Annotated in this window: 22 protein-coding genes; 16 read left to right on the forward strand and 6 right to left on the reverse strand. The window is 73.1% G+C overall.

The window, feature by feature from the left end; genetic code table 11:
* Positions 1-188 precede the first annotated feature (188 nt).
* The 3 genes from ABTZ03_RS37010 (at position 189) to ABTZ03_RS37020 (ending at position 1,591) form a co-directional block, all read left to right on the forward strand.
* Positions 189-596, forward strand: coding sequence for a helix-turn-helix domain-containing protein (locus ABTZ03_RS37010; protein WP_350517581.1), 408 nt, complete (start codon positions 189-191; stop codon positions 594-596).
* A gap of 2 nt (positions 597-598) precedes the next feature.
* Positions 599-1,129, forward strand: coding sequence for a hypothetical protein (locus tag ABTZ03_RS37015; RefSeq protein ID WP_350517582.1), 531 nt, complete (start codon positions 599-601; stop codon positions 1,127-1,129).
* Between the two features lie 111 nt (positions 1,130-1,240).
* Positions 1,241-1,591 carry a DUF2516 family protein gene (locus ABTZ03_RS37020; protein WP_350517583.1) on the forward strand — a complete coding sequence of 117 codons (351 nt, stop codon included), beginning with the start codon at positions 1,241-1,243 and terminating at the stop codon, positions 1,589-1,591.
* A gap of 94 nt (positions 1,592-1,685) precedes the next feature.
* On the opposite strand, the gene ABTZ03_RS37025 is transcribed toward ABTZ03_RS37020, so the two are convergent.
* On the reverse strand, positions 1,686-3,215 hold the full coding sequence (locus ABTZ03_RS37025; RefSeq protein WP_350517584.1) for a PP2C family protein-serine/threonine phosphatase: 1,530 nt from the start codon (positions 3,213-3,215) through the stop codon (positions 1,686-1,688).
* Positions 3,216-3,454: 239 nt separating this feature from the next.
* On the opposite strand from ABTZ03_RS37025, the gene ABTZ03_RS37030 reads away from it, so the two are divergent.
* On the forward strand, positions 3,455-4,015 hold the full coding sequence (locus tag ABTZ03_RS37030) for an O-acetyl-ADP-ribose deacetylase (RefSeq protein WP_350517585.1): 561 nt from the start codon (positions 3,455-3,457) through the stop codon (positions 4,013-4,015).
* A 206-nt stretch (positions 4,016-4,221) separates the two neighbouring features.
* Here ABTZ03_RS37030 and ABTZ03_RS37035 read toward each other — a convergent pair whose 3' ends face one another.
* Positions 4,222-5,055: a class I SAM-dependent methyltransferase gene (locus ABTZ03_RS37035; protein ID WP_350517586.1), complete on the reverse strand. Its 834-nt coding sequence runs from the start codon at positions 5,053-5,055 to the stop codon at positions 4,222-4,224.
* A gap of 226 nt (positions 5,056-5,281) precedes the next feature.
* Between ABTZ03_RS37035 and mshA the strand changes: the two genes are divergently transcribed.
* Both mshA and ABTZ03_RS37045 read left to right on the forward strand, forming a co-directional pair.
* On the forward strand, positions 5,282-6,652 hold the full coding sequence (mshA, locus tag ABTZ03_RS37040) for a D-inositol-3-phosphate glycosyltransferase (RefSeq protein WP_502894713.1): 1,371 nt from the start codon (positions 5,282-5,284) through the stop codon (positions 6,650-6,652).
* 85 nt (positions 6,653-6,737) lie between these two features.
* On the forward strand, positions 6,738-7,250 hold the full coding sequence (locus tag ABTZ03_RS37045) for a type III secretion system chaperone family protein (RefSeq protein ID WP_350517587.1): 513 nt from the start codon (positions 6,738-6,740) through the stop codon (positions 7,248-7,250).
* A 15-nt stretch (positions 7,251-7,265) separates the two neighbouring features.
* Here ABTZ03_RS37045 and ABTZ03_RS37050 read toward each other — a convergent pair whose 3' ends face one another.
* The gene (locus ABTZ03_RS37050; protein ID WP_350517588.1) at positions 7,266-8,621 is read right to left on the reverse strand and encodes an MDR family MFS transporter; all 1,356 of its coding nucleotides are present in this window, start codon (positions 8,619-8,621) and stop codon (positions 7,266-7,268) included.
* A gap of 148 nt (positions 8,622-8,769) precedes the next feature.
* Between ABTZ03_RS37050 and ABTZ03_RS37055 the strand changes: the two genes are divergently transcribed.
* Together ABTZ03_RS37055 and ABTZ03_RS37060 are read left to right on the forward strand one after the other, a co-directional pair.
* Positions 8,770-9,528, forward strand: coding sequence for a phosphoglyceromutase (locus ABTZ03_RS37055; protein WP_350517589.1), 759 nt, complete (start codon positions 8,770-8,772; stop codon positions 9,526-9,528).
* A 269-nt stretch (positions 9,529-9,797) separates the two neighbouring features.
* Complete coding sequence (locus tag ABTZ03_RS37060) at positions 9,798-10,394, forward strand: lytic polysaccharide monooxygenase (protein ID WP_350517590.1); 597 nt, start codon at positions 9,798-9,800, stop codon at positions 10,392-10,394.
* 103 nt (positions 10,395-10,497) lie between these two features.
* On the opposite strand, the gene ABTZ03_RS37065 is transcribed toward ABTZ03_RS37060, so the two are convergent.
* Complete coding sequence (locus ABTZ03_RS37065) at positions 10,498-10,674, reverse strand: hypothetical protein (protein WP_350517591.1); 177 nt, start codon at positions 10,672-10,674, stop codon at positions 10,498-10,500.
* Between the two features lie 166 nt (positions 10,675-10,840).
* On the reverse strand, positions 10,841-11,530 hold the full coding sequence (phoU, locus tag ABTZ03_RS37070; RefSeq protein WP_350517592.1) for a phosphate signaling complex protein PhoU: 690 nt from the start codon (positions 11,528-11,530) through the stop codon (positions 10,841-10,843).
* A 306-nt stretch (positions 11,531-11,836) separates the two neighbouring features.
* Between phoU and ABTZ03_RS37075 the strand changes: the two genes are divergently transcribed.
* Positions 11,837-13,321, forward strand: coding sequence for a sensor histidine kinase (locus ABTZ03_RS37075; RefSeq protein ID WP_350517593.1), 1,485 nt, complete (start codon positions 11,837-11,839; stop codon positions 13,319-13,321).
* Positions 13,322-13,323: 2 nt separating this feature from the next.
* Positions 13,324-14,019 (forward strand): two-component system response regulator PhoP, encoded by a 696-nt coding sequence (phoP, locus tag ABTZ03_RS37080; protein WP_031069385.1) that lies wholly within the window; start codon positions 13,324-13,326, stop codon positions 14,017-14,019.
* 157 nt (positions 14,020-14,176) lie between these two features.
* On the opposite strand, the gene ABTZ03_RS37085 is transcribed toward phoP, so the two are convergent.
* A complete protein-coding gene (locus tag ABTZ03_RS37085; RefSeq protein ID WP_350517594.1) occupies positions 14,177-14,878 on the reverse strand; it encodes a DUF461 domain-containing protein in 702 nt (233 codons plus the stop codon).
* A gap of 462 nt (positions 14,879-15,340) precedes the next feature.
* Between ABTZ03_RS37085 and ABTZ03_RS37090 the strand changes: the two genes are divergently transcribed.
* The 6 genes from ABTZ03_RS37090 (at position 15,341) to rlmB (ending at position 20,525) form a co-directional block, all read left to right on the forward strand.
* Positions 15,341-15,823, forward strand: coding sequence for a CarD family transcriptional regulator (locus tag ABTZ03_RS37090; RefSeq protein ID WP_030244332.1), 483 nt, complete (start codon positions 15,341-15,343; stop codon positions 15,821-15,823).
* Positions 15,824-16,083: 260 nt separating this feature from the next.
* Positions 16,084-16,839 (forward strand): 2-C-methyl-D-erythritol 4-phosphate cytidylyltransferase, encoded by a 756-nt coding sequence (ispD, locus tag ABTZ03_RS37095; RefSeq protein ID WP_350517628.1) that lies wholly within the window; start codon positions 16,084-16,086, stop codon positions 16,837-16,839.
* A complete protein-coding gene (ispF, locus tag ABTZ03_RS37100; RefSeq protein ID WP_350517595.1) occupies positions 16,829-17,320 on the forward strand; it encodes a 2-C-methyl-D-erythritol 2,4-cyclodiphosphate synthase in 492 nt (163 codons plus the stop codon). The genes ispD and ispF overlap by 11 nt, the downstream gene beginning before the upstream one ends.
* Before the next feature lie 172 nt (positions 17,321-17,492).
* Positions 17,493-17,888, forward strand: coding sequence for a PPOX class F420-dependent oxidoreductase (locus ABTZ03_RS37105; protein WP_350517596.1), 396 nt, complete (start codon positions 17,493-17,495; stop codon positions 17,886-17,888).
* Positions 17,889-18,001: 113 nt separating this feature from the next.
* Positions 18,002-19,396: a cysteine--tRNA ligase gene (gene cysS, locus ABTZ03_RS37110; protein WP_350517597.1), complete on the forward strand. Its 1,395-nt coding sequence runs from the start codon at positions 18,002-18,004 to the stop codon at positions 19,394-19,396.
* Between the two features lie 136 nt (positions 19,397-19,532).
* Positions 19,533-20,525, forward strand: a complete 993-nt coding sequence (gene rlmB / locus ABTZ03_RS37115; RefSeq protein WP_350517598.1) for a 23S rRNA (guanosine(2251)-2'-O)-methyltransferase RlmB — start codon at positions 19,533-19,535, stop codon at positions 20,523-20,525.
* The last annotated feature ends 190 nt before the right edge of the window (positions 20,526-20,715 follow it).

Below are 20,715 nucleotides of genomic sequence, written 5' to 3' on the forward strand. Positions count from 1 at the left end.
GCCAACGGCGGTCGGGCATCAGCGGACAGGGTCGGCAGTCCGAAAATCACCCAGCCCCCGGAGCACCCCCCCCCGGAACCGCCCCCGGCCACCCACCCTCCCGAAAGCCCACCCCCCACCAGACCCCCCCGTTTGCATCCGTTAGCACCCTGCTTGCAATTGCAAGCACCATCCCCCAAGCTGTCCCCATGGCCTCACTGAACGTCGCCTCCCTGGGCGAGTACATCCGCGAGCAGCGCCGCAACGCGCAGTACTCGCTGCGCCAACTGGCGGAGGCCGCCGGCGTGTCCAACCCCTACCTCAGCCAGATCGAGCGAGGGTTGCGCAAGCCGTCCGCAGAGATCCTCCAGCAGATCGCGAAGGCGCTGAGGATCTCGGCGGAGACGCTGTACGTCCAGGCCGGGATCCTGGAGGAACGGCGGGGCGAGGGCCTGGAACTGCGGGCCTCGATCCTGGCCGATCCGCTGATCAACGAGCAGCAGAAGCAGGCGCTGCTCGCGGTCTACGACGCCTTCCTCAAGGAGAACGCCGTCTCGGACTCCACTCCGACGACCGACGGCGCGGCCACCCAGCACACCCACCGGGAGGACCGGTAACCATGCCGATCACCGACGAGATCAAGAAGACCCTCACCGACCCGACCCCGCTGTACGCCCTGGCCGGCGCCGGCGACCTCGCGTACGAGAAGCTGCGCGAGGTGCCGGGCAAGGTCGAGGCGCTGGCGGCGGACCGCCAGGGCGCCCAGGAGATGGCCACCGCCAAGCTGCACGAGGCCCAGGGCCTGCTGGCCGGGGCCCCGGCCAAGGTCACCGAGGCGGTCACCGCGCTCCCGACCGACCTCAAGGTCCTCCAGGAGCGGGCCCAGGGCTTCGCCCTCCAGCAGGTGGCCCGCGCCGTCGAACTGGCTGTCCGCGCCAAGGAGACCTACGACGAGCTGGCCGAGCGCGGCAAGGTCGTGGTCGACAAGGCGCGCCCCCAGGCCGACTCGACCCAGGCCGACTCCACCCAGGCCGTCGAACCCTCCGACGCCGCCGCCCCCGCCGAGCCCATCGAGGCCGAGCTGCTCGACGAGCCCCCCGCGCCGAAGAAGTCCAAGCCCCGGAAGAGCGCTCCCGGCGCCACGGAGTAGCCACCGGGGGCACATCCGCCGGCGGTGGGACGTTCACACCGTGCGGGCGGCCGCCGTGCCAGGATGGGCGGCGGCCGGGGCGCAGCAAGCCGAGAGACGTAGGAGATCGCGATGACCGGAGTGTTCCAGATCCTGGCCCTTTCCTACCTGAACCCGTTCTGGTGGATGGCCGTCGCCATTCTGGGCTACAAGTTCTTCGCGCTGATCGACGCGGCGACCCGCCGGGAGGACGCCTACCGGGCGGCCGACAAGAAGACCAAGGGCTTCTGGCTGGCCGTCCTCGGCATCAGCTTCGGCTGGGACCTCCTGTTCGGGGCGAACTTCCTCGGCAGCATCGGCACCCTGGCCGGCCTGGTCGCCTCGATCGTCTACGTGGTGGACGTCCGTCCCGCGATCAAGGCGCTCACCGGTGGCAGCGGCCGCGGCGGCCGGAGCAACACCGGCCCCTACGGCCCCTGGTGAGCCCAAAGGGCCGAACCCCCAAAGCAACACCGCAGCCCGGGCGGGGAGTCCACCCCGCCCGGGCTGTCGGCTGTCCACCTGCGCCCGAGCCGCCTCAGCCCAGGATCAACTGCACCGGATTCCGCTCCAGCAGCAGCACCGCGACGTCGTCCGTCAGCGCCCCGCCGTTCAGCTCCTCCACCTCGGCGATCGCACTGTCGATCAGCCGTCCCCGGGTCAGTCCGGCGGACTGGTGGTCGGCGATCAGGTCGGCCAGCCCGTCCTGGCCGAGGCGGCGCGACCCGGCCCCGACCCGGCCCTCGATCAGCCCGTCGGTGTAGAGCAACAGCCGCCAGCCGGGCTGGAGTTCGAGCTCCTGCGCGGGCCAGGCGGCCTCCCCGTCGTGGCACGGCAGCAGGCCGAGCGCGGGCCCGGCGAGGTCGGCGGGCAGGGTGGTCGGGGCGTGGTCGCGGCCGAGCAGCAGCGGTGCCGGGTGTCCGGCGAGGTAGAGGCGGGCCCGCTCGCCGGTGCCGAGCGCGTCGAGTCCGGTGCTCAGTCCGCCGCCGGGTTCGATGACGAGCATGCAGAGGGTCGCGAAGATCTCGTCGCTGCGCCGCTCGTGCTCCAGCACGTGCTGGAGGGTGCTGAGGAGGGTCTCGCCGGTGAGTCCGGCGAAGACCAGGGTGCGCCACGCTATCCGGAGTGCGACGCCGAGCGCGGCCTCGTCCGGGCCGTGGCCGCAGACGTCGCCGATCACGACGTGGACGGTGCCGTCGTCGGTGCGCACGGCGTCGTAGAAGTCGCCGCCGAGCAGGGCGCGGCGGCGGCCGGGGCGGTAGCGCCGGGTGAAGGAGAGTCCGGCGCCGTCGAGCAGCGGGGTGGGCAGCAGGTGGCGCTGCAGGCGGGCGTTCTCCTGGCCGCGCAACTCGGCTTCGACCAGGCGCCGTTGGGACTCGTCGGCGCGCTTGCGCTCGACCGCGTAGCGCAGTGCGCGGGCCAGCAGCGGGCCGTCCGTCTCGTGCTTGATCAGGAAGTCCTGGGCGCCCGCGGCGACGGCGGCGGCGCCGAGTTCGGCTCCGGCGGCGTCGGTGAGCACCACCACGGGGATGTGCGGGGCGCGGCGGAGCAGCTCGTGCAGGCCCTCCAGCCCGTCGGACGCGTCGGAGGGGTGCGGCAGGTCGGCCGGGGAGGCCAGGTCGAGCAGCACGCAGCCGAACTCGGTGCCGCGGGCGCGGCCGCGCCGGGTGGCGGGGGAGGACTGGGCGAGCAGGTGGGTGGCCTGGTCGAGGCCGCGGGCCCAGTGGATCTCGATCGAGGTGCCGCTGTCGGCGGCCGCCGCCTTGATCAGCTGGGCGTCCGAGGCGTCGTCCTCGATGACCAGCAGTCGCAGCGGTGCGGCGCCGCCGTCCGCGGGTGCCTCGCCGGTCGCCGGGCGGTTCCCCGTCCCGGTGACGTGCGCGGGGGCGGTGCGGCGGGTGCCGTGCCCGGTGCGGACCGGCTGCGACCGGGGATGGGGTATCGGGGGAGTGGCCGTGGCCGGACCGGTCGTCGCCGGGCGCGTACGGGCATGGCTGACGGGGGCACCGTCATGGGCGCCCGGCAGGTCCGCGGCACCAGGTGCCCGCCCGTCTCCCGTTGCGGGCATCGGTGGTTCCTCCCTTTCCCCGACTGCGTAACGGCCGGCGTCCGTCCGCAGTGCCCGCCTGGCACCGTGCGTCGGGGAACTTCTCGCGACCATAACGTGATCTCCGGGGATTTCTCTGGCCGACCGGCGCCGTTGTGGTTATTGCCACGCCGGTGGCGGTGTGGTGATCGGATTCGGATGACGGCCCGGATCCCGGCCCGGCAGCGGCCGGACGGGCCCGGGAAAGGGGCGTGGTGACGGTGACGCGGATCACTCTGGTCGAGGGTGACATCACGGCGCAGGAGGTGGACGCGGTGGTGAACGCCGCCAACTCCTCGCTGCTGGGCGGTGGTGGGGTGGACGGCGCGATCCACCGCAGGGGCGGGCCGGAGATCCTGGCGGAGTGCCGCCGGCTGCGGGCCTCGCACTGGGGCAAGGGGCTGCCCACCGGGCGGGCGGTGGCGACCACGGCGGGCCGGCTGCCGGCCCGCTGGGTGGTGCACACCGTCGGGCCGGTGTACCTGGCGGAGGAGTACGAGGAGCGGGCTGGGCTGCTGGCCTCCTGCTATCGCGAGTCGCTGCGTACGGCGGCCGGGTTGGGCGCGCGCACGGTGGCCTTCCCGGCGGTGTCGGCCGGGATCTTCGGCTGGCCGCCGGCGGACGCGGCCCGGATCGCGCTGGGCACCGTCGCCGAGGTGCTGGACGGCGGTGACCCGGGGGCGGGCGCGGAGCTGGCGGAGGTGCGGTTCGTGCTGTTCGGGGCGGAGATGTACGGGGTGTTCGAGCAGGCCCGGAGGGAGCTGCTCGGGCAGGACGGCTGAGGGCGTACGGCTGGGCACGGCGAGGGCCGAGCGGCGTGTGGTGTCGCCGCTCGGCGGCCTCCATGGTGGCGTGACGAGGCGTCAACACGCCAGAGATATTCGATAACTCGTTCGAGTGAATGCGTCGCGCCACCGGTCCGCTCCGCGCCGCCGACCGTTCCGGCCCGGCCCCGCGACCGCCCCACCACCGCCGTGGCGGGGGCCCGCTACGGCGCCAGCGCCGTCCAGGGCAGCGTGACCTCGCCCTGCCGCCACCGCCCCCGGGCGTCCACCAGCGGCCAGCTGCCCGCCAGCGCCGTGCACGCCGCCACCCAGCGCTGCCGCGCCCCGAACGCCCCGTACGGCGCGGCCGCCGCCCAGGCCCGGTCGAAGTCGGTCAGGAAGGCGTGCACCGGCCGCCCCGGCACGTTGTGGTGGATCAGTGCCTTCGGCAGCCGTTCGGCCAGGTCGGAGGGCTGGCCCAGACCGCCCAGCCGGGCCGCGAAGGTGACCGTCCGGGGCCCCTCCGGCCCGAGCGCGACCCAGACGTGCCGCCGCCCGATCTCGTCGCAGGTGCCCTCGACCAGCAGTCCGTCCGGCGCGAGCCGGGCGCACAGCCGCTCCCACACCCCGGCCACCGCCGACTCGTCGTACTGCCGCAGCACGTTGGCGGCCCGGATCAGCTGGGCCGGCGCGCCGCCGTCCAGCGGCACCTCGAAGCCGCCGCGCCGGAAGGTGAGCAGCGGGGGGTCGGCGTACGGCAGCGCGGCCGCGACCCGCTCCGGCTCGATCTCGATCCCGACCACCCGGACGTCCGGCCGCACCGTGCGCAGCCGCCCGGCCAGTTCCACGGCCGTCCACGGTGCCGCGCCGTAGCCGAGGTCGACCGCCACCGGCGGCCGCTCGGCGGCGCGCAGCGTCCGGCCCAGGGTGTGGGCGATCCAGCGGTCCATCCGGCGCAGCCGGTTGGTGTTGGTGGTGCCCCGGGTGACAGTCCCGACCGGCCGTCCGGTCCGGCCGCGGGCGGGCGCGGCGGTCGCGGGGTCGAAGGAGGCAGCCATGCCCAGAAGGGTAGTCGGCGTCCCCGGGGCGGGTCCTCCTCCGCCCTGACCTGCGTCGATGCCGGTCCGGCGGACCGATCGGCGGGAGCGGGAATGCCCGGTGCCCGCGATGTGGTTGGCACACTGGTGGTGATGTGTGCCCGGACGGGGCAGCGCACACCGGACATGCGGCGGCCCGTTCACGCGGACCGCCGAGACGGGCCGCACACGAGGAGGCTTCAGCCAGGTGATCCAGCACCCCGTCCGTTCGGTACGCCGTGCCGCGTCCGCCGCGCCCGCGCGCGGCCGGCTGCAGTCGCTCGTCCCGGGCCGCCGCCGCCCGCGTCGGATAGCCATGCTCAGCGTGCACACCTCGCCGCTGCACCAGCCCGGTACCGGGGACGCCGGCGGGATGAACGTCTACATCGTCGAGCTGGCCAAGCGGCTGGCCGATCTCAACATCGAGGTCGAGGTGTTCACCCGGTCGACCTGCTCGGACGACGCGCCGACGGTCGAGCTGGCCCCGGGCGTGCTGGTCCGGCACGTCACCGCCGGGCCGTACGAGGGCCTGATCAAGGAGGACCTGCCGGCCCAGCTGTGCGCCTTCACCCACGGGGTGCTGCGGACGGAGGCGGGCCACCGCCCCGGCCACTACGACCTGGTGCACTCGCACTACTGGCTCTCCGGGCAGGTCGGCTGGCTGGCCGCGCAGCGCTGGGGGGTGCCGCTGGTGCACACCATGCACACCATGGCGAAGGTCAAGAACGCCGCGCTGGCCGTGGGCGACACGCCCGAACCGGCGGCCCGGGTGATCGGCGAGACCCAGGTGGTCGAGGCGGCCGACCGGCTGATCGCCAACACCACCGAGGAGGCCGCCGAGCTGGCGCTGCACTACGCCGCCCGGCCGGACCAGCTGGCCGTCGTCCACCCCGGGGTCAACCTGGACGTCTTCCGCCCCGGCGGCCCGGGCGCGGCGGCCGCCGCCCGGGACCGGCTGGGCCTGCCGCAGGACGCCGCGGTGCTGCTGTTCGCCGGGCGGATCCAGCCGCTGAAGGCGCCGGACGTGCTGCTGCGGGCGGTCGCCGCCCTGCTGGAGCGCCGTCCGGGGCTGCGCGAGCGCCTGGTGGTGCCGGTGGTCGGCGGGCCGTCCGGCACCGGGCTGGCCCGGCCGGAGAGCCTGCACAAGCTGGCAGCTCAGCTCGGCATCGGCGACGTGGTGCGCTTCCACCCGCCGGTCGGCCAGGCCCAGTTGGCGGACTGGTACCGGGCCGCGACGGCCCTGGTGATGCCCTCGTACAGCGAGTCGTTCGGGCTGGTCGCACTGGAGGCCCAGGCCTGCGGCACCCCGGTGGTGGCGGCCGCGGTCGGCGGCCTGCCGGTCGCGGTGCGGGACGGCGGGTCCGGCACGCTGGTGCACGGCCACGACCCGCTGGCCTGGGCCCGGGCGCTGGAGCCGTACGTCACCGACCGGGCGCTGGTGGCCCGGCGCGGCGCGGCGGCGGCCCGGCACGCGGCCGCCTTCGGCTGGGACACCGCCGCGGCGACCACCGCCGAGGTGTACGCCGGCAGCTTGGCCCGCCCGGCCGGGCGGCTGGCGGTGGCCCGCCGCCGGGCCTGAGCGGGCGGGCCTGCTCGGGCGGGCCCGAGCGGCCGGGTCCCGTCTGGGCTGCGGCCGCCGGGTACCGCCGAGTAACGTCACCCCCATGGCAACCCGCACCAAGGACGAGGCCCTGACCCTCCTGCGCACCGCCCTGGCCGACGCCGGGGTGGCCTGGGAGCCGGCCGCCACCGACCCGTACACGCTGGTGGCGACCCTCCCGGGCACCCGCAAGCTGAGCACCACCTGCGCGCTGCGGGTCGGCGACCACACCCTGTCGGTGAACGCCTTCGTGATCCGCCGTCCGGACGAGAACCACGAGGCCTTCTACCGCTGGCTGCTGGAGCGCAACCTCCGTCTGCACGGCGTCGCGTACGCGATGGACGCGCTCGGCGACGTCTACCTGGCGGGCCGGCTCCCGCTGGAGGCGCTCACCCCGGCCACCGTCGACCAGCTGCTCGGCACGGTGCTGGAGAACGCGGACGAGCCCTTCAACACCCTGCTGGAGCTGGGCTTCGCCTCGGCGATCCGGCGCGAGTGGGAGTGGCGCACCAAGCGCGGGGAGTCCACCCGCAACCTGGCCGCCTTCTCCCACCTGGCCGCCCCGTCCGGCGACTGAGTCCGCCGACCGGCCTCAGGCCTGCGCCGGGGCCCGGTCCGGCCGGACCGGCTCCGCCGCGACCGTCGCCGCCGCGTCCGTCATCGCCGGCACCGTCTCCACCGTCGTCCCCACCGCCGTCACCGCCCCGGTGCGTGCCGCCGCGGCCGCCCGGGCGCGGCGGCCCAGCAGCACGTGCCCGAGCGCCGCGAGCGTCCCGATGACCCCGCACGCGCTCCAGAGCACCCCGGGCCCGGCGTGCTCCAGCACCACCCCGCCGATCCCCGGGCCGAGGAACAGCGCGAGCGACCAGGAGAGCGAGTAGACGCCCTGGTAGCGCCCGCGCGCCCGGGCCGGCGAGAGCTCGGCGACCAGCCCCATCATGGTCGGCGCGTTGAGCACCTCGCCGACCGTCCAGACCGCCACCGAGAGCGCGAACAGCCAGGCGGAGGAGCCGGCCAGCGCGGCCAGTCCGAAGCCCCAGCCGGTGAGCAGACAGCTGGCGATCAGCAGCCCGGTCCGGGAGCGGCCCTCCATCCACCGGGTGAGCGGGATCTGCAGCACCACGATCAGGATCCCGTTCAGGCCGATGACCAGCCCGTACTCGGTGGACGTGATGCCCGCGGCGCCCATGTGGACCGGCAGCGTGGTGCTGCTCTGCTGGTAGATCAGCGCGAGCAGCAGGTTGAGCCCGACCACCGTCATGAACGGGCCGTCCCGGAACACCGTGCCGAGGCCGATGGCCGGCCCGTCGGCGTTGCGCGCGGGCTCGGAGCCGCGGTCCGGCCGGGTCTCCGGGATCCGGACGAAGATCACCACGGCGCAGATCAGCGTGGAGAGCGCGTCCAGCAGGAAGAGCGTGAGGTAACCCTGGGTGGCGATCAGACCGGCCACCGCGGCGGAGAGCCCGAAGCCGATGTTGATCGCCCAGAAGTTCAGCGAGTACGCCCGGACCCGGTCCTCGGCCGGGACGATGTCGGCGATGATCGCCGAGACGGCGGGCCGGCTGGCGTTGTTGAACAGGCCGACCAGGAAGGCCACCGCGGCGATCGCCACCTGGCCGTCCACGAAGCCGAGCACCGCGGTGGACAGCGCGGTGCCGAGCTGGGCGGCGACCAGCGTGGGCCGGCGCCCGATCCGGTCGGCGAGCACTCCCCCGCCGAGCGCCGCGATCGCCGCGCCGAGGCCGAACAGCGAGGCCACCAGGCCCGCGTAGGAGGCCGAGTAGCCCCGGGTGGTGGTCAAGTAGAGTGCCAGGAAAGTGATCACGAAGGCGCCGAGCTTGTTCACCAGCGTGCTCACCCAGAGCCACCAGAACTGCCGCGGCAGCCCGCCCACCGTCTCGTGCACCAGTCTTCGGATCCGGGGGTTGGCGGCCAGGGCGACGAGCATGTGGGGGCTCCCGAGGGCAGGCGTCCGCCGGACGACAGGGGCAGGCCCGCCGACCGGCGCATGTAAGTGTCAGTAGTGCGGAGCACACATTACTCACGTGTCGGTGGACCTCACCAGGGGTTTTCCGCCCTCCACTAAGCTGGGGGCCATGGCTGACACGACGTACCGACTCATCCTGCTCCGCCACGGCGAGAGCCAGTGGAACCAGAAGAACCTGTTCACCGGTTGGGTCGACGTCGACCTCAACGAGAAGGGCGAGAAGGAGGCCGCCCGCGGTGGCGAGCTCCTGGCCGCCGAGGGCCTGTTCCCCGACGTGGTGCACACCTCGCTGCTGCGCCGCGCCATCCGCACCTCGCAGATCGCCCTGGACAAGGCCGAGCGCCACTGGATCCCGGTCAACCGCAGCTGGCGCCTGAACGAGCGGCACTACGGTGCGCTGCAGGGCAAGGACAAGGCCCAGACCCTGGCCGAGTTCGGCGAGGAGCAGTTCCAGCTGTGGCGCCGCTCCTACGACACCCCGCCGCCGGTGCTGGCCGACGACGCCGAGTACTCGCAGGCCGGTGACGCCCGCTACGCCGAGATCCCGAGCGAGCTGCGCCCGCGCACCGAGTGCCTCAAGGACGTCGTCGAGCGGATGCTCCCGTACTGGTACGACGCCATCGTCCCGGACCTGGCCGCCGGCAGGACCGTCCTGGTCACCGCCCACGGCAACAGCCTGCGCGCGCTGGTCAAGCACCTGGACGGCATCTCCGACGCGGACATCGCCGGCCTGAACATCCCGACCGGCATCCCGCTGGTCTACGAGCTCGACGCCGACTTCAAGCCGCTCGCCAAGGGCGGCCGCTACCTCGACGCCGACGCCGCCGCGGCCGCCATCGAGGCGGTCAAGAACCAGGGCAAGAAGTAACCCGCCCGTCGACGAGGCCCCGCCCCCGGTTCGCCGGGGGGCGGGGCCTTCTCGTTCAACCGGACTGTGCCCCAGGCGAGTTGAGCCCTGGCGGCGGTCGTCCCAAAATGGTTCAGACCATTGACGGGCGGTGGCGCCGACTCCTACCGTGAGGGCACCGGGCTGGCGCAGGCATGCCAAGGGTCCCCCCGTGTCCCGGCCGCCGCATCCCCCACGCGCGCGCGTCTGTGCCCCGGCGCACTCTCCATCCACCCCCACGGAGGAGCACCATGCGCACACGTCATCTGGTCGGGGCGGCCGTCGCCGCGCTGGCGATCCCGCTCACCCTGGCCTTCCCCGCCCAGTCCCACGGCTACATCTCCACGCCGCCCAGCCGGGCCGCGCTCTGCGACGCGAGCGCGAACGCCGTCTCCTGGGACTGCGGCGACATCCAGTGGGAGCCGCAGAGCGTCGAGGGCCCGAAGGGCTTCCCGTCCGCCGGTCCCGCCGACGGCACCATCTGCGCGGGCGGCAACTCCCGCTTCGCCGAACTGGACGACCCGCACGGCGGCGCCTGGCCGACCACGCCGGTGACGGCGGGCCAGCAGCTCACCTTCACCTGGACCTTCACCGCCAGGCACGCGACCACCGACTTCGAGTACTACCTCACCAAGCCGGGCTACGACGCCACCCAGCCGATCACCCGGGACAGTCTCGACCTGACGCCCTTCCTGACCGTCCCGTACGACGGCCAGCAGGTGCCGAGCACGCTCAGCCACACCGCGACCGTCCCGAGCGGGCGCACCGGGCACCAGGTCGTCGTCGCGGTCTGGACGATCGCCGACACCGGGAACGCCTTCTACTCCTGCACCGACGTCCAGTTCTGACGGTCCCGACAGGTCCGGCGGTCCTGACCGCCGACACGACAGAGGTGCACGGCCGCCGACGGCCGTGCACCTCTGTCGTCGCACGTCTCCGTGGCGGGCTGACTCAGTGGCCGCAGCAGCCGCCGTCGACGCCGCCGCACTGGCAGGGCGCGCCGGACTGGCAGCCGCAGCCGCAGCCCGGGCCGCAGCCGCAGCCGGCCGCGAGGACGGGCAGCAGCTTAGGGGCGGGTGGCTCGACGGCGGGCTGGGCGAGTACCGGTCGGGTCGGGTTGGCCTTCATCGAGCTCTTCCCTCCTAGTGACGGGCACGTTGCGGTGCCCCCACCGTCGAGTGAAGCCCCCGTCCGGAGGAAGCGTCAACGGGCGCGCAGGGGTGGGACGTCCGGAAAACCGTGCATCCGCACCACCCCTGCCGCAGGTTTACTCACCCCTGGGGGTGAGCGGAGGTCATTCCGCCCCGGCGGCCTCCGCCGCCTCGGTGGCGGCCACGAACTCGGCCACGTGCTCGCCCGTCACCAGGTACACCACGCGCTTGGCGACCGAGACCGCGTGGTCGGCGAAGCGCTCGTAGTAGCGGCCGACCAGGGTGATGTCGACGGCGGTCTCGATGCCGTGGCGCCAGCGCTCGTCGATCAGGTGCGACAGCAGCTCGCGGTGCAGGGCGTCGATCCGGTCGTCGTCCTGCTCCATCTCCAGGGCCTTGTCGACGTCCTTGGTGGCGATCACCAGGCCGGCCTTGGCCACCAGCCGCTGGGCGAGCTGGCCCATCTCCAGGACGGTGGAGTGCAGGTCGGCGGGGACCGCCGACTCGGGGTAGCGCATCCGCGCGACCTTGGCGACGTGCCGGGCGAGGTCCCCGCAGCGCTCCAGGTCGGCGCTCATCCGCAGCGAGGTGACCACGATGCGCAGGTCGGTCGCGACGGGCTGCTGCCGGGCGAGCAGGTCGATGGCGCGGTTCTCGAGCTCGTGGTGCAGCTCGTTGACCTTCTCGTCGGCGGAGATCACGCTCTCCGCCAGCGTCAGGTCCGCGTCGAGGAGTGCGGTGGTGGCCCGGCCCAGGGCGGAGCCGACCAGCCGGGCCATCTCGACCAGGCTGTCGCCGATCGCATCGAGTTCCTCGTGGTACGCGTCGCGCATGTTCTCTCCTCAGAAGCTGTGTCGGTGGCGGTGCCGACCGGTCAGCCCGTCCGACCATCGGTCCGGCGTTCGGGTGACCGCTGCTGGTGGCGCGAATGGTACGCGCACACCCGAGACCTTGGCCGCCCTTCGACGCACCGATCTCTCCCACACGGGCTGCATGGCCAACTTTGTGCCGGTCGGGCGACGTTGCACGGCCACTACGGTGAATCGACGGCTACGTGAAGGTGAATTCTCGGCAACGCGTGGTCGATCCCTTGATCCAGCCCTTGGGGACCGGCCTGGCCGTGCGCTTACGCTGGCCACATGGACGTGAATGTGGCCGCTGCCGCTGCCTGTGCCATAGCCGGGCTCGGCGTGGGCCTCACCGCCTCCATCGCCTTCCGCTGGAGCGAGCGCGAGCAGGCCAAGGGCAAGTACACCAGCGGCAGGCAGTACGGCCGGTACCAGGCACTGGGCACCGGCTCCCCGGAGACCCCGCTGCCCCCCGGGGTCGACACCGTGCTCTCGGTGCTCCGTTCCTGCGCGATCGTGCTGGGCGAGGGCGACGAGGTGGTCAAGGCCAGCTCCGCGGCCTACGCCATGGGTCTGGTGCGCGGCGGCGCGGTCGCCGTCGACCCGATGCTGGCGCTGGCCCGCGCCACCCGCCGGGACGGCGAGATCCGCCAGGTCGAGCTGGAGGTGCCCCGGCCGGGCGCGGCCCGCGCGGCCGAGCCGCTCGCGGTCTCCGTCCGGGTCGCCCCGCTGGGCTCCCGGCTGGTGCTGGTGCTGGTCGAGGACCAGACCGAGCGCCGCCGGGTGGAGGCCGTCCGCCGGGACTTCGTGGCCAACGTCAGCCACGAGTTGAAGACCCCGGTCGGCGCCCTGTCGCTGCTCTCCGAGGCGGTCGTCGATGCGTCCGACGACCCGGAGGCGGTGCAGCGCTTCGCCGGCCGGATGCAGGTCGAGGCGGCCCGGCTGGCCAGCCTGGTGCAGGAGATCATCGACCTCTCCCGGGTCCAGGACGACCGGCTGATGATCGACCCGGAGCCGGTCGCGGTGGACGAGCTGATCGCCGAGGCGATCGACCGCTGCCGCCAGCAGGCCGCCGCCAAGCAGATCCTGATCGCGGCCGGCGGCATCGCCGGGCTCTACCTGCACGGCAACCGCGGCCAGCTCGCCGCCGCGCTCGGCAACCTGGTGGAGAACGCCGTCAACTACAGCCCGCCGCGCACCCGGGTGGCCATCGCCACCCGCCGGATCTCCAGCGCCGCCGCGCTCGGCGAGGCGGACGGCGAGCTGATCGAGATCTCGGTCACCGACCAGGGGATCGGGATCTCCGAGAAGGACCGCGAGCGGGTCTTCGAACGCTTCTACCGGGTCGACCCGGCCCGCTCCCGGCAGACCGGCGGGACCGGCCTCGGCCTGTCCATCGTCAAGCACGTCGCCGCCTCGCACGGCGGCACCGTCTCGGTGTGGAGCGTCGAGGGGCAGGGGTCGACCTTCACCGTCCGGCTGCCCGCCGGACAGGCGCCCACCGCCGATGCCGGGCTCGACCCCGACGACCTGGACGACCTGGACGACGAGGCGCCGGGCGGCCCGGCCGGCGGTGTCGACGCCGCCGGTGTGGACGACGACGGCTTCGACGACGACAGTTTCGACGACGACTTCGCCGACGACGGCCCCGCCGCCGGACCCGGCGACAACCGAACCCTCACCGCGGACCGCACCGCCCGTGCGGCCCGTTCGCTCCCCGCGGGGGAGCGGGAACAACCCCTGACAAAGACAACCCAGCTTGCCCCGGAGGCCTGATCGTGACCCGAGTACTGGTGGTCGAGGACGAGGAGTCGTTCAGCGACGCCCTCTCGTACATGCTCCGCAAGGAGGGCTTCGAGGTGGCCGTCGCCGCGACCGGCCCCGACGCCCTGGAGCAGTTCGAACGCAACGGCGCCGACCTCGTCCTGCTCGACCTGATGCTGCCGGGCCTGCCGGGCACCGAGGTCTGCCGCCAGCTCCGGGTGCGTTCCAACGTCCCGGTGATCATGGTGACCGCCAAGGACAGCGAGATCGACAAGGTCGTCGGGCTGGAGATAGGTGCGGACGACTACGTCACCAAGCCGTACTCCACCCGTGAGCTGGTCGCCCGGATCCGCGCGGTGCTGCGCCGCCGCGGCGAGGACGGCGGCGCGGGCGACAACGGCGGCGGCCCGGGTGCCCTGGAGGCGGGCCCGGTCCGGATGGACGTGGACCGGCACGTGGTGACGGTGGACGGCGCCAAGGTCGACCTGCCGCTCAAGGAGTTCGACCTGCTGGAGATGCTGCTGCGCAACGCGGGCCGGGTGCTCACCCGCATGCAGCTGATCGACCGGGTCTGGGGCGCGGACTACGTCGGCGACACCAAGACCCTGGACGTCCACGTGAAGCGCCTGCGGGCCAAGATCGAGCCCGACCCGGGCGCGCCGCGCTACCTGGTCACCGTCCGCGGCCTGGGCTACAAGTTCGAGCCGTAAACCGCGGGCCCGCGAAGACGACCGAAGGCCCCACCGGCGAGCCGGTGGGGCCTTCACGCATGTCCGGTCCTGCCCGGCTCGCCCGGTTCCGCGCGCCGGGCAGCACGAAGCCTCCCGCGGGCCCGGCAAGGGCCCGCGGGAGGCGGGGTGCACTCCGTCAGTGCGCGGCCGGCGCGGTGGCCGTCGCGCTGCCGCCGGCGACCGGGGCGCCCGGGGTGGCCGGGGTGCCCGGGGTGGTGGCACCGGTCGACGGGGTGGCCGGAGCACCCGTCGTGCCGGCGCCGGTGGACGGCGTGGCCGGGGCGCCCGCGGCCGGCGAGGCGCTGTGGCCCGGCACGGCCGCCGGGGTCGGGCCGAAGCCCGTGTACAGGCCCGTGGCCGGGCTGACGCCGGCCTGGGTGTCGACCTTCTGGCCGCCCTTGAAGGTGAAGGTCGTGGTGGAGAACCCGCCGACGTGGACGGCGGCGGAGCCGAGCGTGGCGGACGGGCCGCCCTGTGCGCCGAGCGCGACCGAGCCGCCGGCCGGGATGACGATGCTGGGCTGCGGGGCGCCCGCGGCGTCGGCGAAGGTGGCGGCCGCGCCGTTGCCGACGGTGATCGACTGCAGCTCGGCCGGGGTGGTGGCCGTGTTGGAGATGTTCACGACCACGTTGGCCGGGCCGGTGTAGTCACCCGAGGTGCCGGCCCCGGTGACGATCACGATGTTGTTCAGTCGAAGGTCCGTCCCCAGGGTCGCCGCCGCGTTGTCGGGCTTTACCTGCAAGGTGTCCGGCGTGTTGCTGGCGGCGCAGGAGGACAGCGAGGCGATGGCGATGGCGGCGATTGCGGCGATGCTGCCGCGTCGAAGGCTGCGGCTCACGGCGGCGGCTACTCCTTGGTTACGTGTCGACAGGTCAGGTCTCAGATTATCGACCTCACTTATGCGCTCCTCACGGGGTGGTCCCCGTGTCGCACTCCAGGGGCCCCGCGGGGGCCGTCCGGCGGTACCCGTGGCATGGACGGGTCATCGGAATCCGGCGCGCCGACCGACGGGAGGGCGGGGCGGGAGGACAAGCTTCGACCAAGATCGAATAACGATTCGGTCACGACTCGGAACGGGGTGAAAGCTCAAGATCCAATCATGGTTGCGGGGGTGTTGCGCAAGGGTTTCGCCGGACCTCGGAACCGCCTCCGACCTGCGGGAAGCCCCTCTCGAACATCGGTCGCAGCACGTCATGGGGGTCCTTGTCAAGCCCCGAGACCTGCCCTGACCTGCGAAAACGCCCTTCGAGTGGGCCGCAAGGCGTGTTATTCTGGAAAGCCACGGAAGGGGTCCTGTCACATGACGTTCAAGGTTGGCGACACGGTGGTCTACCCCCATCACGGGGCCGCGCTGATCGAGGCCATCGAAATTCGCCAGATCAAAGGTGTGGACAAGACCTACCTGGTGCTCAAGGTGCAGCAGGGAGACCTGACGCTCCGCGTGCCCGCCGAGAACGCGGAGTTCGTCGGCGTGCGCGATGTAGTCGGCCAGGAGGGTCTGGACCGGGTCTTCGAGGTGCTCCGCGCACCGTACACCGAAGAGCCGACCAACTGGTCCCGTCGCTACAAGGCGAACCTGGAGAAGCTCGCCTCGGGCGATGTGATCAAGGTTGCCGAGGTCGTGCGCGACCTCTGGCGTCGCGAGCGCGAGCGCGGCCTCTCGGCCGGCGAGAAGCGGATGCTCGCGAAGGCGCGCCAGATCCTCGTCAGCGAGCTCGCGCTGGCGGAGAACACCAACGAGGACAAGGCGGAGACGCTGCTCGACGAGGTGCTCGCCTCGTAGTGCGGTCGGGCTTCCGCCCAACGCCCCACAGCGCCCGGTGCCGGCGTGCCGCTCCCAGGACCAACCGTCCGGGAGTGGTGCAGTGGCACTCCGGGCGCTGAGGCGTGTCCGGACGACGCCTCCCCACCCGAGCCGGTCCAGGCCTGCAAGACCGTTTCTGCGCAGTCGTGCGGCGGGCAGTGGACCAGTGGTTCTTCGGAAGGGGCCCCGCGCCCGCCGGGCACGCCAAGGCCATACCCACTTCTCCGAAGGAGTGAAACCTGAACGCCTCAGCAGCAGTCGCAGCAGCAGTGGTGCCCGCCGCCGGACGCGGTGAGCGGCTGGGGCCCGGCGCCCCGAAGGCCCTGCGGGAACTGGGCGGTGTGCCGCTCCTGGTGCACGCGGTACGGGCCCTCGCCCGCAGCCGGGCGGTCGGCCTGGTCGTGGTCGCCGCGCCCGCCGACGGGGTGGCCGAGGTGGTCGCCCTGCTGGACAGCCACGGGCTGGACGACAAGGACATCCGGGTGGTGGCCGGCGGCGCGACCCGCCAGGAATCGGTCCGGCTCGGCCTGGCCGCGATCCCGGAGGACGTCGGGATCGTCCTGGTGCACGACGCGGCCCGGCCGCTGGTCCCGGTCGAGGTGGTGGACGCCGTCGCGGCCGCCGTCCGGTCCGGCGCGCCCGCGGTGGTGCCCGCGGTGCCGCTGGCCGACACCGTGAAGCGGGTCGAGCCGAACCCGGGCGGCCCCGAGCCGGTGCTCGACACGCCCGAGCGGGCCACCCTGCGCGCGGTGCAGACCCCGCAGGGCTTCGACCGGGCCGCCCTGGTCGAGGTGCACGCCAAGGCGCTGGCCGAGGAGGCCGCCGGCGGCGCCGACGCCCCGCCGGTCACCGATGACGCCGGGCTGGTGGAGCGCTACGGCGGCACGGTCGTCGTGGTGCCCGGCCACGAGGAGGCGTTCAAGGTCACCCGTCCGTTGGACCTCGTGCTCGCCGAGGCCGTACTCGCCCGCAGGAGGGCCGCCGATGCCTACTGAGCCCCTGATCCCCCGGGTGGGGATCGGCACCGATGTGCACGCCTTCGAGGCCGGCCGCCCGCTCCGGGTGGCCGGGCTGGAGTGGCCGGACTCCGAGTTCGGGCTCGCCGGGCACTCGGACGCGGACGTCGCCGCGCACGCCTCCTGCGACGCGCTGTTCTCGGCCGCCGGGATCGGCGACCTGGGCGCCCACTTCGGCACCGACCGTCCGGAGTGGGCCGGTGCCTCCGGGGTGACGCTGCTCGCCGAGGCGGCCCGGCTGGTACGGGCGGCGGGCTTCGAGATCGGCAACGTCGCGGTCCAGGTGATCGGGGTGCGGCCGAAGGTCGGCAAGCGGCGGGCCGAGGCGCAGGCCGCGCTGTCCGAGGCGGTCGGCGCGCCGGTCTCGGTCTCCGGCACCACCACCGACGGCCTGGGCCTGACCGGCCGGGCCGAGGGGCTGGCCGCGATCGCCACCGCCCTGGTGTACGAACGGCGTTGACCGCGGGCTCCACGGGGAGCCCGCGGGGATCTCTTCAGGCGGCCGGGAATAACCGGGAGTTGACGGGTGTTCACGCGATGTGCGGGGGCCCGAGTCGATAGTGTGCGGTCCGGGTCCGGGCGGGGCTCGCCCCGGGCCGTACCGCACCGCCGCCGATGAGAAGAGGTTTTCGATGAGTGCGCAACTCTCCGACCGCGCCAAGGCGTTGATCGACGGCAAGAGCTTCGCCGTGGTCTCCACGATCCAGCCGGACGGCAGCCCCCAGTCCTCGGTGGTCTGGGTCAAGCGCGACGGCGACGACATCCTGTTCTCCACCGTCGAGGGCCGTCGCAAGCACCTCAACCTGGTGAAGGACCCGCGGGTCTCGCTCGTGATCAACCCGCCGGAGAACCCGTACGAGTACCTGGAGGTGCGCGGTTCGGTCACCCTGACCACCGAGGGCGGCCGGGAGCTGATCGACGAGCTGGCCACCAAGTACCGCGGCGTGGACGAGTACACCTGGGACGGCCCGGACGACGTCCGGGTGGTCATCCGGCTCACGCCCCGCAAGGTGGTCGGCAGCATCTAGGCCCCGGCGAACCGCGTCCCCCCGGGAACGGTCCGGCCGTTCCCGGGGAAAGCGCTGCCCGTTTCCCGGTTAATGTCGCGGGGCACCCCCCGTCGCCCACTACGCTTGACGCTGTGAGCATTCGTCTGTACGACACCAGCACCCGCCAGGTACGCGACTTCGTCCCGCTTGTACCGGGTTGTGTCTCGATCTACCTGTGCGGCGCTACCGTTCAGTCGGCGCCACACATCGGGCACATCCGGTCCGGCCTCAACTTCGACATCATGCAGCGGTGGTTCGCCTACCGCGGCTACCAGGTGACCTTCGTCCGGAACGTCACCGACATCGACGACAAGATCATCGCCAAGGAGCGCGAGCTCGGCACGCCGTGGTGGCAGATCGCCTACGAGAACGAGCGCGCCTTCAACGACGGTTACACCGCGCTGGGCTGCCTGCCGCCGACCGTCGAGCCGCGGGCCACCGGGCACGTGCCCGAGATGATCGAGATGATGCAGGGGCTCATCGAGAAGGGCCACGCCTACGCGGTCGACGGCAACGTCTACTTCGACGTGAAGTCCTACCCCGACTACCTCGCGCTCTCCAACCAGAAGCTCGCCGACCTGCGCCAGCCCGAGGGCGAGGGCGAGACCGGCAAGCGCGACCAGCGCGACTTCGCGATGTGGAAGGCAGCCAAGCCGGGCGAGCCGAGCTGGGAGACCCCGTGGGGCCGCGGCCGCCCGGGCTGGCACCTGGAGTGCTCGGCGATGGTGCACAAGTACCTCGGCCCGGCCTTCGACATCCACGGCGGCGGGCTGGACCTGATCTTCCCGCACCACGAGAACGAGATCGCCCAGTCCAAGGCCTACGGCGACGACTTCGCCTCGTTCTGGGTGCACAACGCCTGGGTCACCATGGCCGGCGAGAAGATGAGCAAGTCGCTCGGCAACTCGGTGCTGGTCTCGTCGATGGTCCGGGCGTGGCGGCCGATCGTGCTCCGCTACTACCTGGGCGCCGCGCACTACCGCTCGATGATCGAGTACAGCGAGGACGCGCTGCGCGAGGCCGAGGCCGGCTTCGGCCGGATCGAGGGCTTCATCCAGCGGGCCGTCGAGCGCTGCGGCACGGTCGACGCCGCGCCCGAGGTGCCGCCGGCCTTCGCCGAGGCGATGGACGACGACTTCGGCGTCCCGCAGGCGCTGGCCGTCGTGCACACCGCCGTCCGCCAGGGCAACAGCGCCCTGAACGCGGACGACAAGGAGAGCGTGGTGGCGCGACTGGCCGAGGTCCGTGCGATGCTCGGTGTACTGGGCCTCGACCCGCTCGACCCGCAGTGGGCCGGGGCGGAGCGCGGTGAGGACCTGCACGGCGTGGTCGACTCGCTGGTCCGTCTGGTCCTGGACCAGCGGCAGGCGGCTCGCCAGCGCAAGGACTTCGCCACCGCGGACGCCATCCGCGACCAGCTCGGCCTGGCCGGGCTGGTGATCGAGGACACCCCGTCCGGCCCGCGCTGGACGATCAACAGCCAGTAACCCCATCTGACGATCGGGGTGATGGGTGGGCCGTACCGGACCGGTGCGGCCCTCCCTCATGACGTAGCGCATGTCGCAGGCCGTCGCCGCACCGAGCGGGGCGGCCGGGCATGCCGGACAGACAGGAAGTACAGCCATGGCCGGCAACAGCCAGCGCAGGAACCGCCGCAACCCCGGATCGAAGAAGGGCGCGTCTGTCGGTACCGGCGGGCACAGCCGGAGGGCGCTGGAGGGCAAGGGCCCGACCCCGCCCGGGGCGGAGCGCAAGGGTCACCCCAAGCAGCGGGCCGCCAACGCCGCCCTCAAGCGCGAGCGGGACGCCAAGGCCCGGGCCGGCATGCGCCGGGCCGGCGCCGGTGGCCGGGGCGGCCGCGGCGGCGCGGGCAGCGCCGAGCTGGTCTTCGGCCGCAACTCGGTGGTCGAGGCGCTCCAGGGCGACGTGCCGGCGAACGCGCTGTACGTCCAGCAGTTCATCGACACCGACGACCGGGTCCGCGACGCCTTCCAGGCCGCCAACGAGCGGGGCATCCCGCTGATGGAGGCCCCGCGGCCGCAGCTGGACCAGATGACCGGCGGGATGAACCACCAGGGCCTGGTGCTGCAGGTCCCGCCGTACGAGTACGCCCACCCCGACGACCTGCTGGTCGAGGCCAACGACGCCGGCCAGGACGCGCTGATCATCGCCCTGGACGGGGTCACCGACTCGCGCAACCTGGGCGCCGTGGTCCGCTCCGCCGCCGCCTTCGGCGCGCACGGCGTGGTCATCCCCGAGCGCCGCGCGGCCGGCATGACCGCCGGTGCCTGGAAGACCTCCTCCGGCGCCGCCGCCCGGCTGCCCGTCGCCCGCGCCACCAACATGACCCGCACCCTGGAGGCCTACCAGAAGGCCGGCCTGATGGTGGTCGGCCTGGCCGCCGACGGCGAGGCCGAGCTCGGCGACCTGGAGCTGCTGACCGGCCCCGTGGTGATCGTCGCGGGCAGCGAGGGCAAGGGCCTGTCCCGGCTGGTCTCGGAGACCTGCGACATGCGGGTGCGGATCCCGATGAGCGGCCTGACCGAGTCGCTGAACGCCGGCGTCGCGGCGGGCATCGTGCTGTACGAGGCCGCGCGACTGCGCGCCAAGCGCTGAGCACACCGGGTGTCCGGTTCGCAGCAGATCTTCTGAATTCTCCGCGATCCGAGTGAAAAGCGATCGGGCCCGACCGGGTCCGATCGCTTTTCTCATGATCACTTCAAGTATGCGCCGGACATCCACCCGAGAGAGTGTCCTAAGCGGCCGTCACCCGGTTAGACGGGCGTGGACGTGGACACCAGAACAC

It is taken from the genome of Kitasatospora sp. NPDC096077 (assembly GCF_040303245.1).
Taxonomy (GTDB): Bacteria; Actinomycetota; Actinomycetes; order Streptomycetales; family Streptomycetaceae; genus Kitasatospora.

What these genes read in the sequence shown, in the direction of transcription:
- ABTZ03_RS37010 (WP_350517581.1), top strand. Translation starts at nt 189, where the DNA reads ATGGCCTCACTGAACGTCGCCTCCCTGGGCGAGTACATCCGCGAGCAG.
- ABTZ03_RS37015 (WP_350517582.1), top strand. Translation starts at nt 599, where the DNA reads ATGCCGATCACCGACGAGATCAAGAAGACCCTCACCGACCCGACCCCG.
- ABTZ03_RS37020 (WP_350517583.1), top strand. Translation starts at nt 1,241, where the DNA reads ATGACCGGAGTGTTCCAGATCCTGGCCCTTTCCTACCTGAACCCGTTC.
- ABTZ03_RS37025 (WP_350517584.1), bottom strand. Translation starts at nt 3,215, where the DNA reads ATGCCCGCAACGGGAGACGGGCGGGCACCTGGTGCCGCGGACCTGCCG.
- ABTZ03_RS37035 (WP_350517586.1), bottom strand. Translation starts at nt 5,055, where the DNA reads ATGGCTGCCTCCTTCGACCCCGCGACCGCCGCGCCCGCCCGCGGCCGG.
- ABTZ03_RS37045 (WP_350517587.1), top strand. Translation starts at nt 6,738, where the DNA reads ATGGCAACCCGCACCAAGGACGAGGCCCTGACCCTCCTGCGCACCGCC.
- ABTZ03_RS37050 (WP_350517588.1), bottom strand. Translation starts at nt 8,621, where the DNA reads ATGCTCGTCGCCCTGGCCGCCAACCCCCGGATCCGAAGACTGGTGCAC.
- ABTZ03_RS37055 (WP_350517589.1), top strand. Translation starts at nt 8,770, where the DNA reads ATGGCTGACACGACGTACCGACTCATCCTGCTCCGCCACGGCGAGAGC.
- ABTZ03_RS37060 (WP_350517590.1), top strand. Translation starts at nt 9,798, where the DNA reads ATGCGCACACGTCATCTGGTCGGGGCGGCCGTCGCCGCGCTGGCGATC.
- ABTZ03_RS37065 (WP_350517591.1), bottom strand. Translation starts at nt 10,674, where the DNA reads ATGAAGGCCAACCCGACCCGACCGGTACTCGCCCAGCCCGCCGTCGAG.
- phoU (WP_350517592.1), bottom strand. Translation starts at nt 11,530, where the DNA reads ATGCGCGACGCGTACCACGAGGAACTCGATGCGATCGGCGACAGCCTG.
- ABTZ03_RS37075 (WP_350517593.1), top strand. Translation starts at nt 11,837, where the DNA reads ATGGACGTGAATGTGGCCGCTGCCGCTGCCTGTGCCATAGCCGGGCTC.
- ABTZ03_RS37090 (WP_030244332.1), top strand. Translation starts at nt 15,341, where the DNA reads ATGACGTTCAAGGTTGGCGACACGGTGGTCTACCCCCATCACGGGGCC.
- ispF (WP_350517595.1), top strand. Translation starts at nt 16,829, where the DNA reads ATGCCTACTGAGCCCCTGATCCCCCGGGTGGGGATCGGCACCGATGTG.
- ABTZ03_RS37105 (WP_350517596.1), top strand. Translation starts at nt 17,493, where the DNA reads ATGAGTGCGCAACTCTCCGACCGCGCCAAGGCGTTGATCGACGGCAAG.
- rlmB (WP_350517598.1), top strand. Translation starts at nt 19,533, where the DNA reads ATGGCCGGCAACAGCCAGCGCAGGAACCGCCGCAACCCCGGATCGAAG.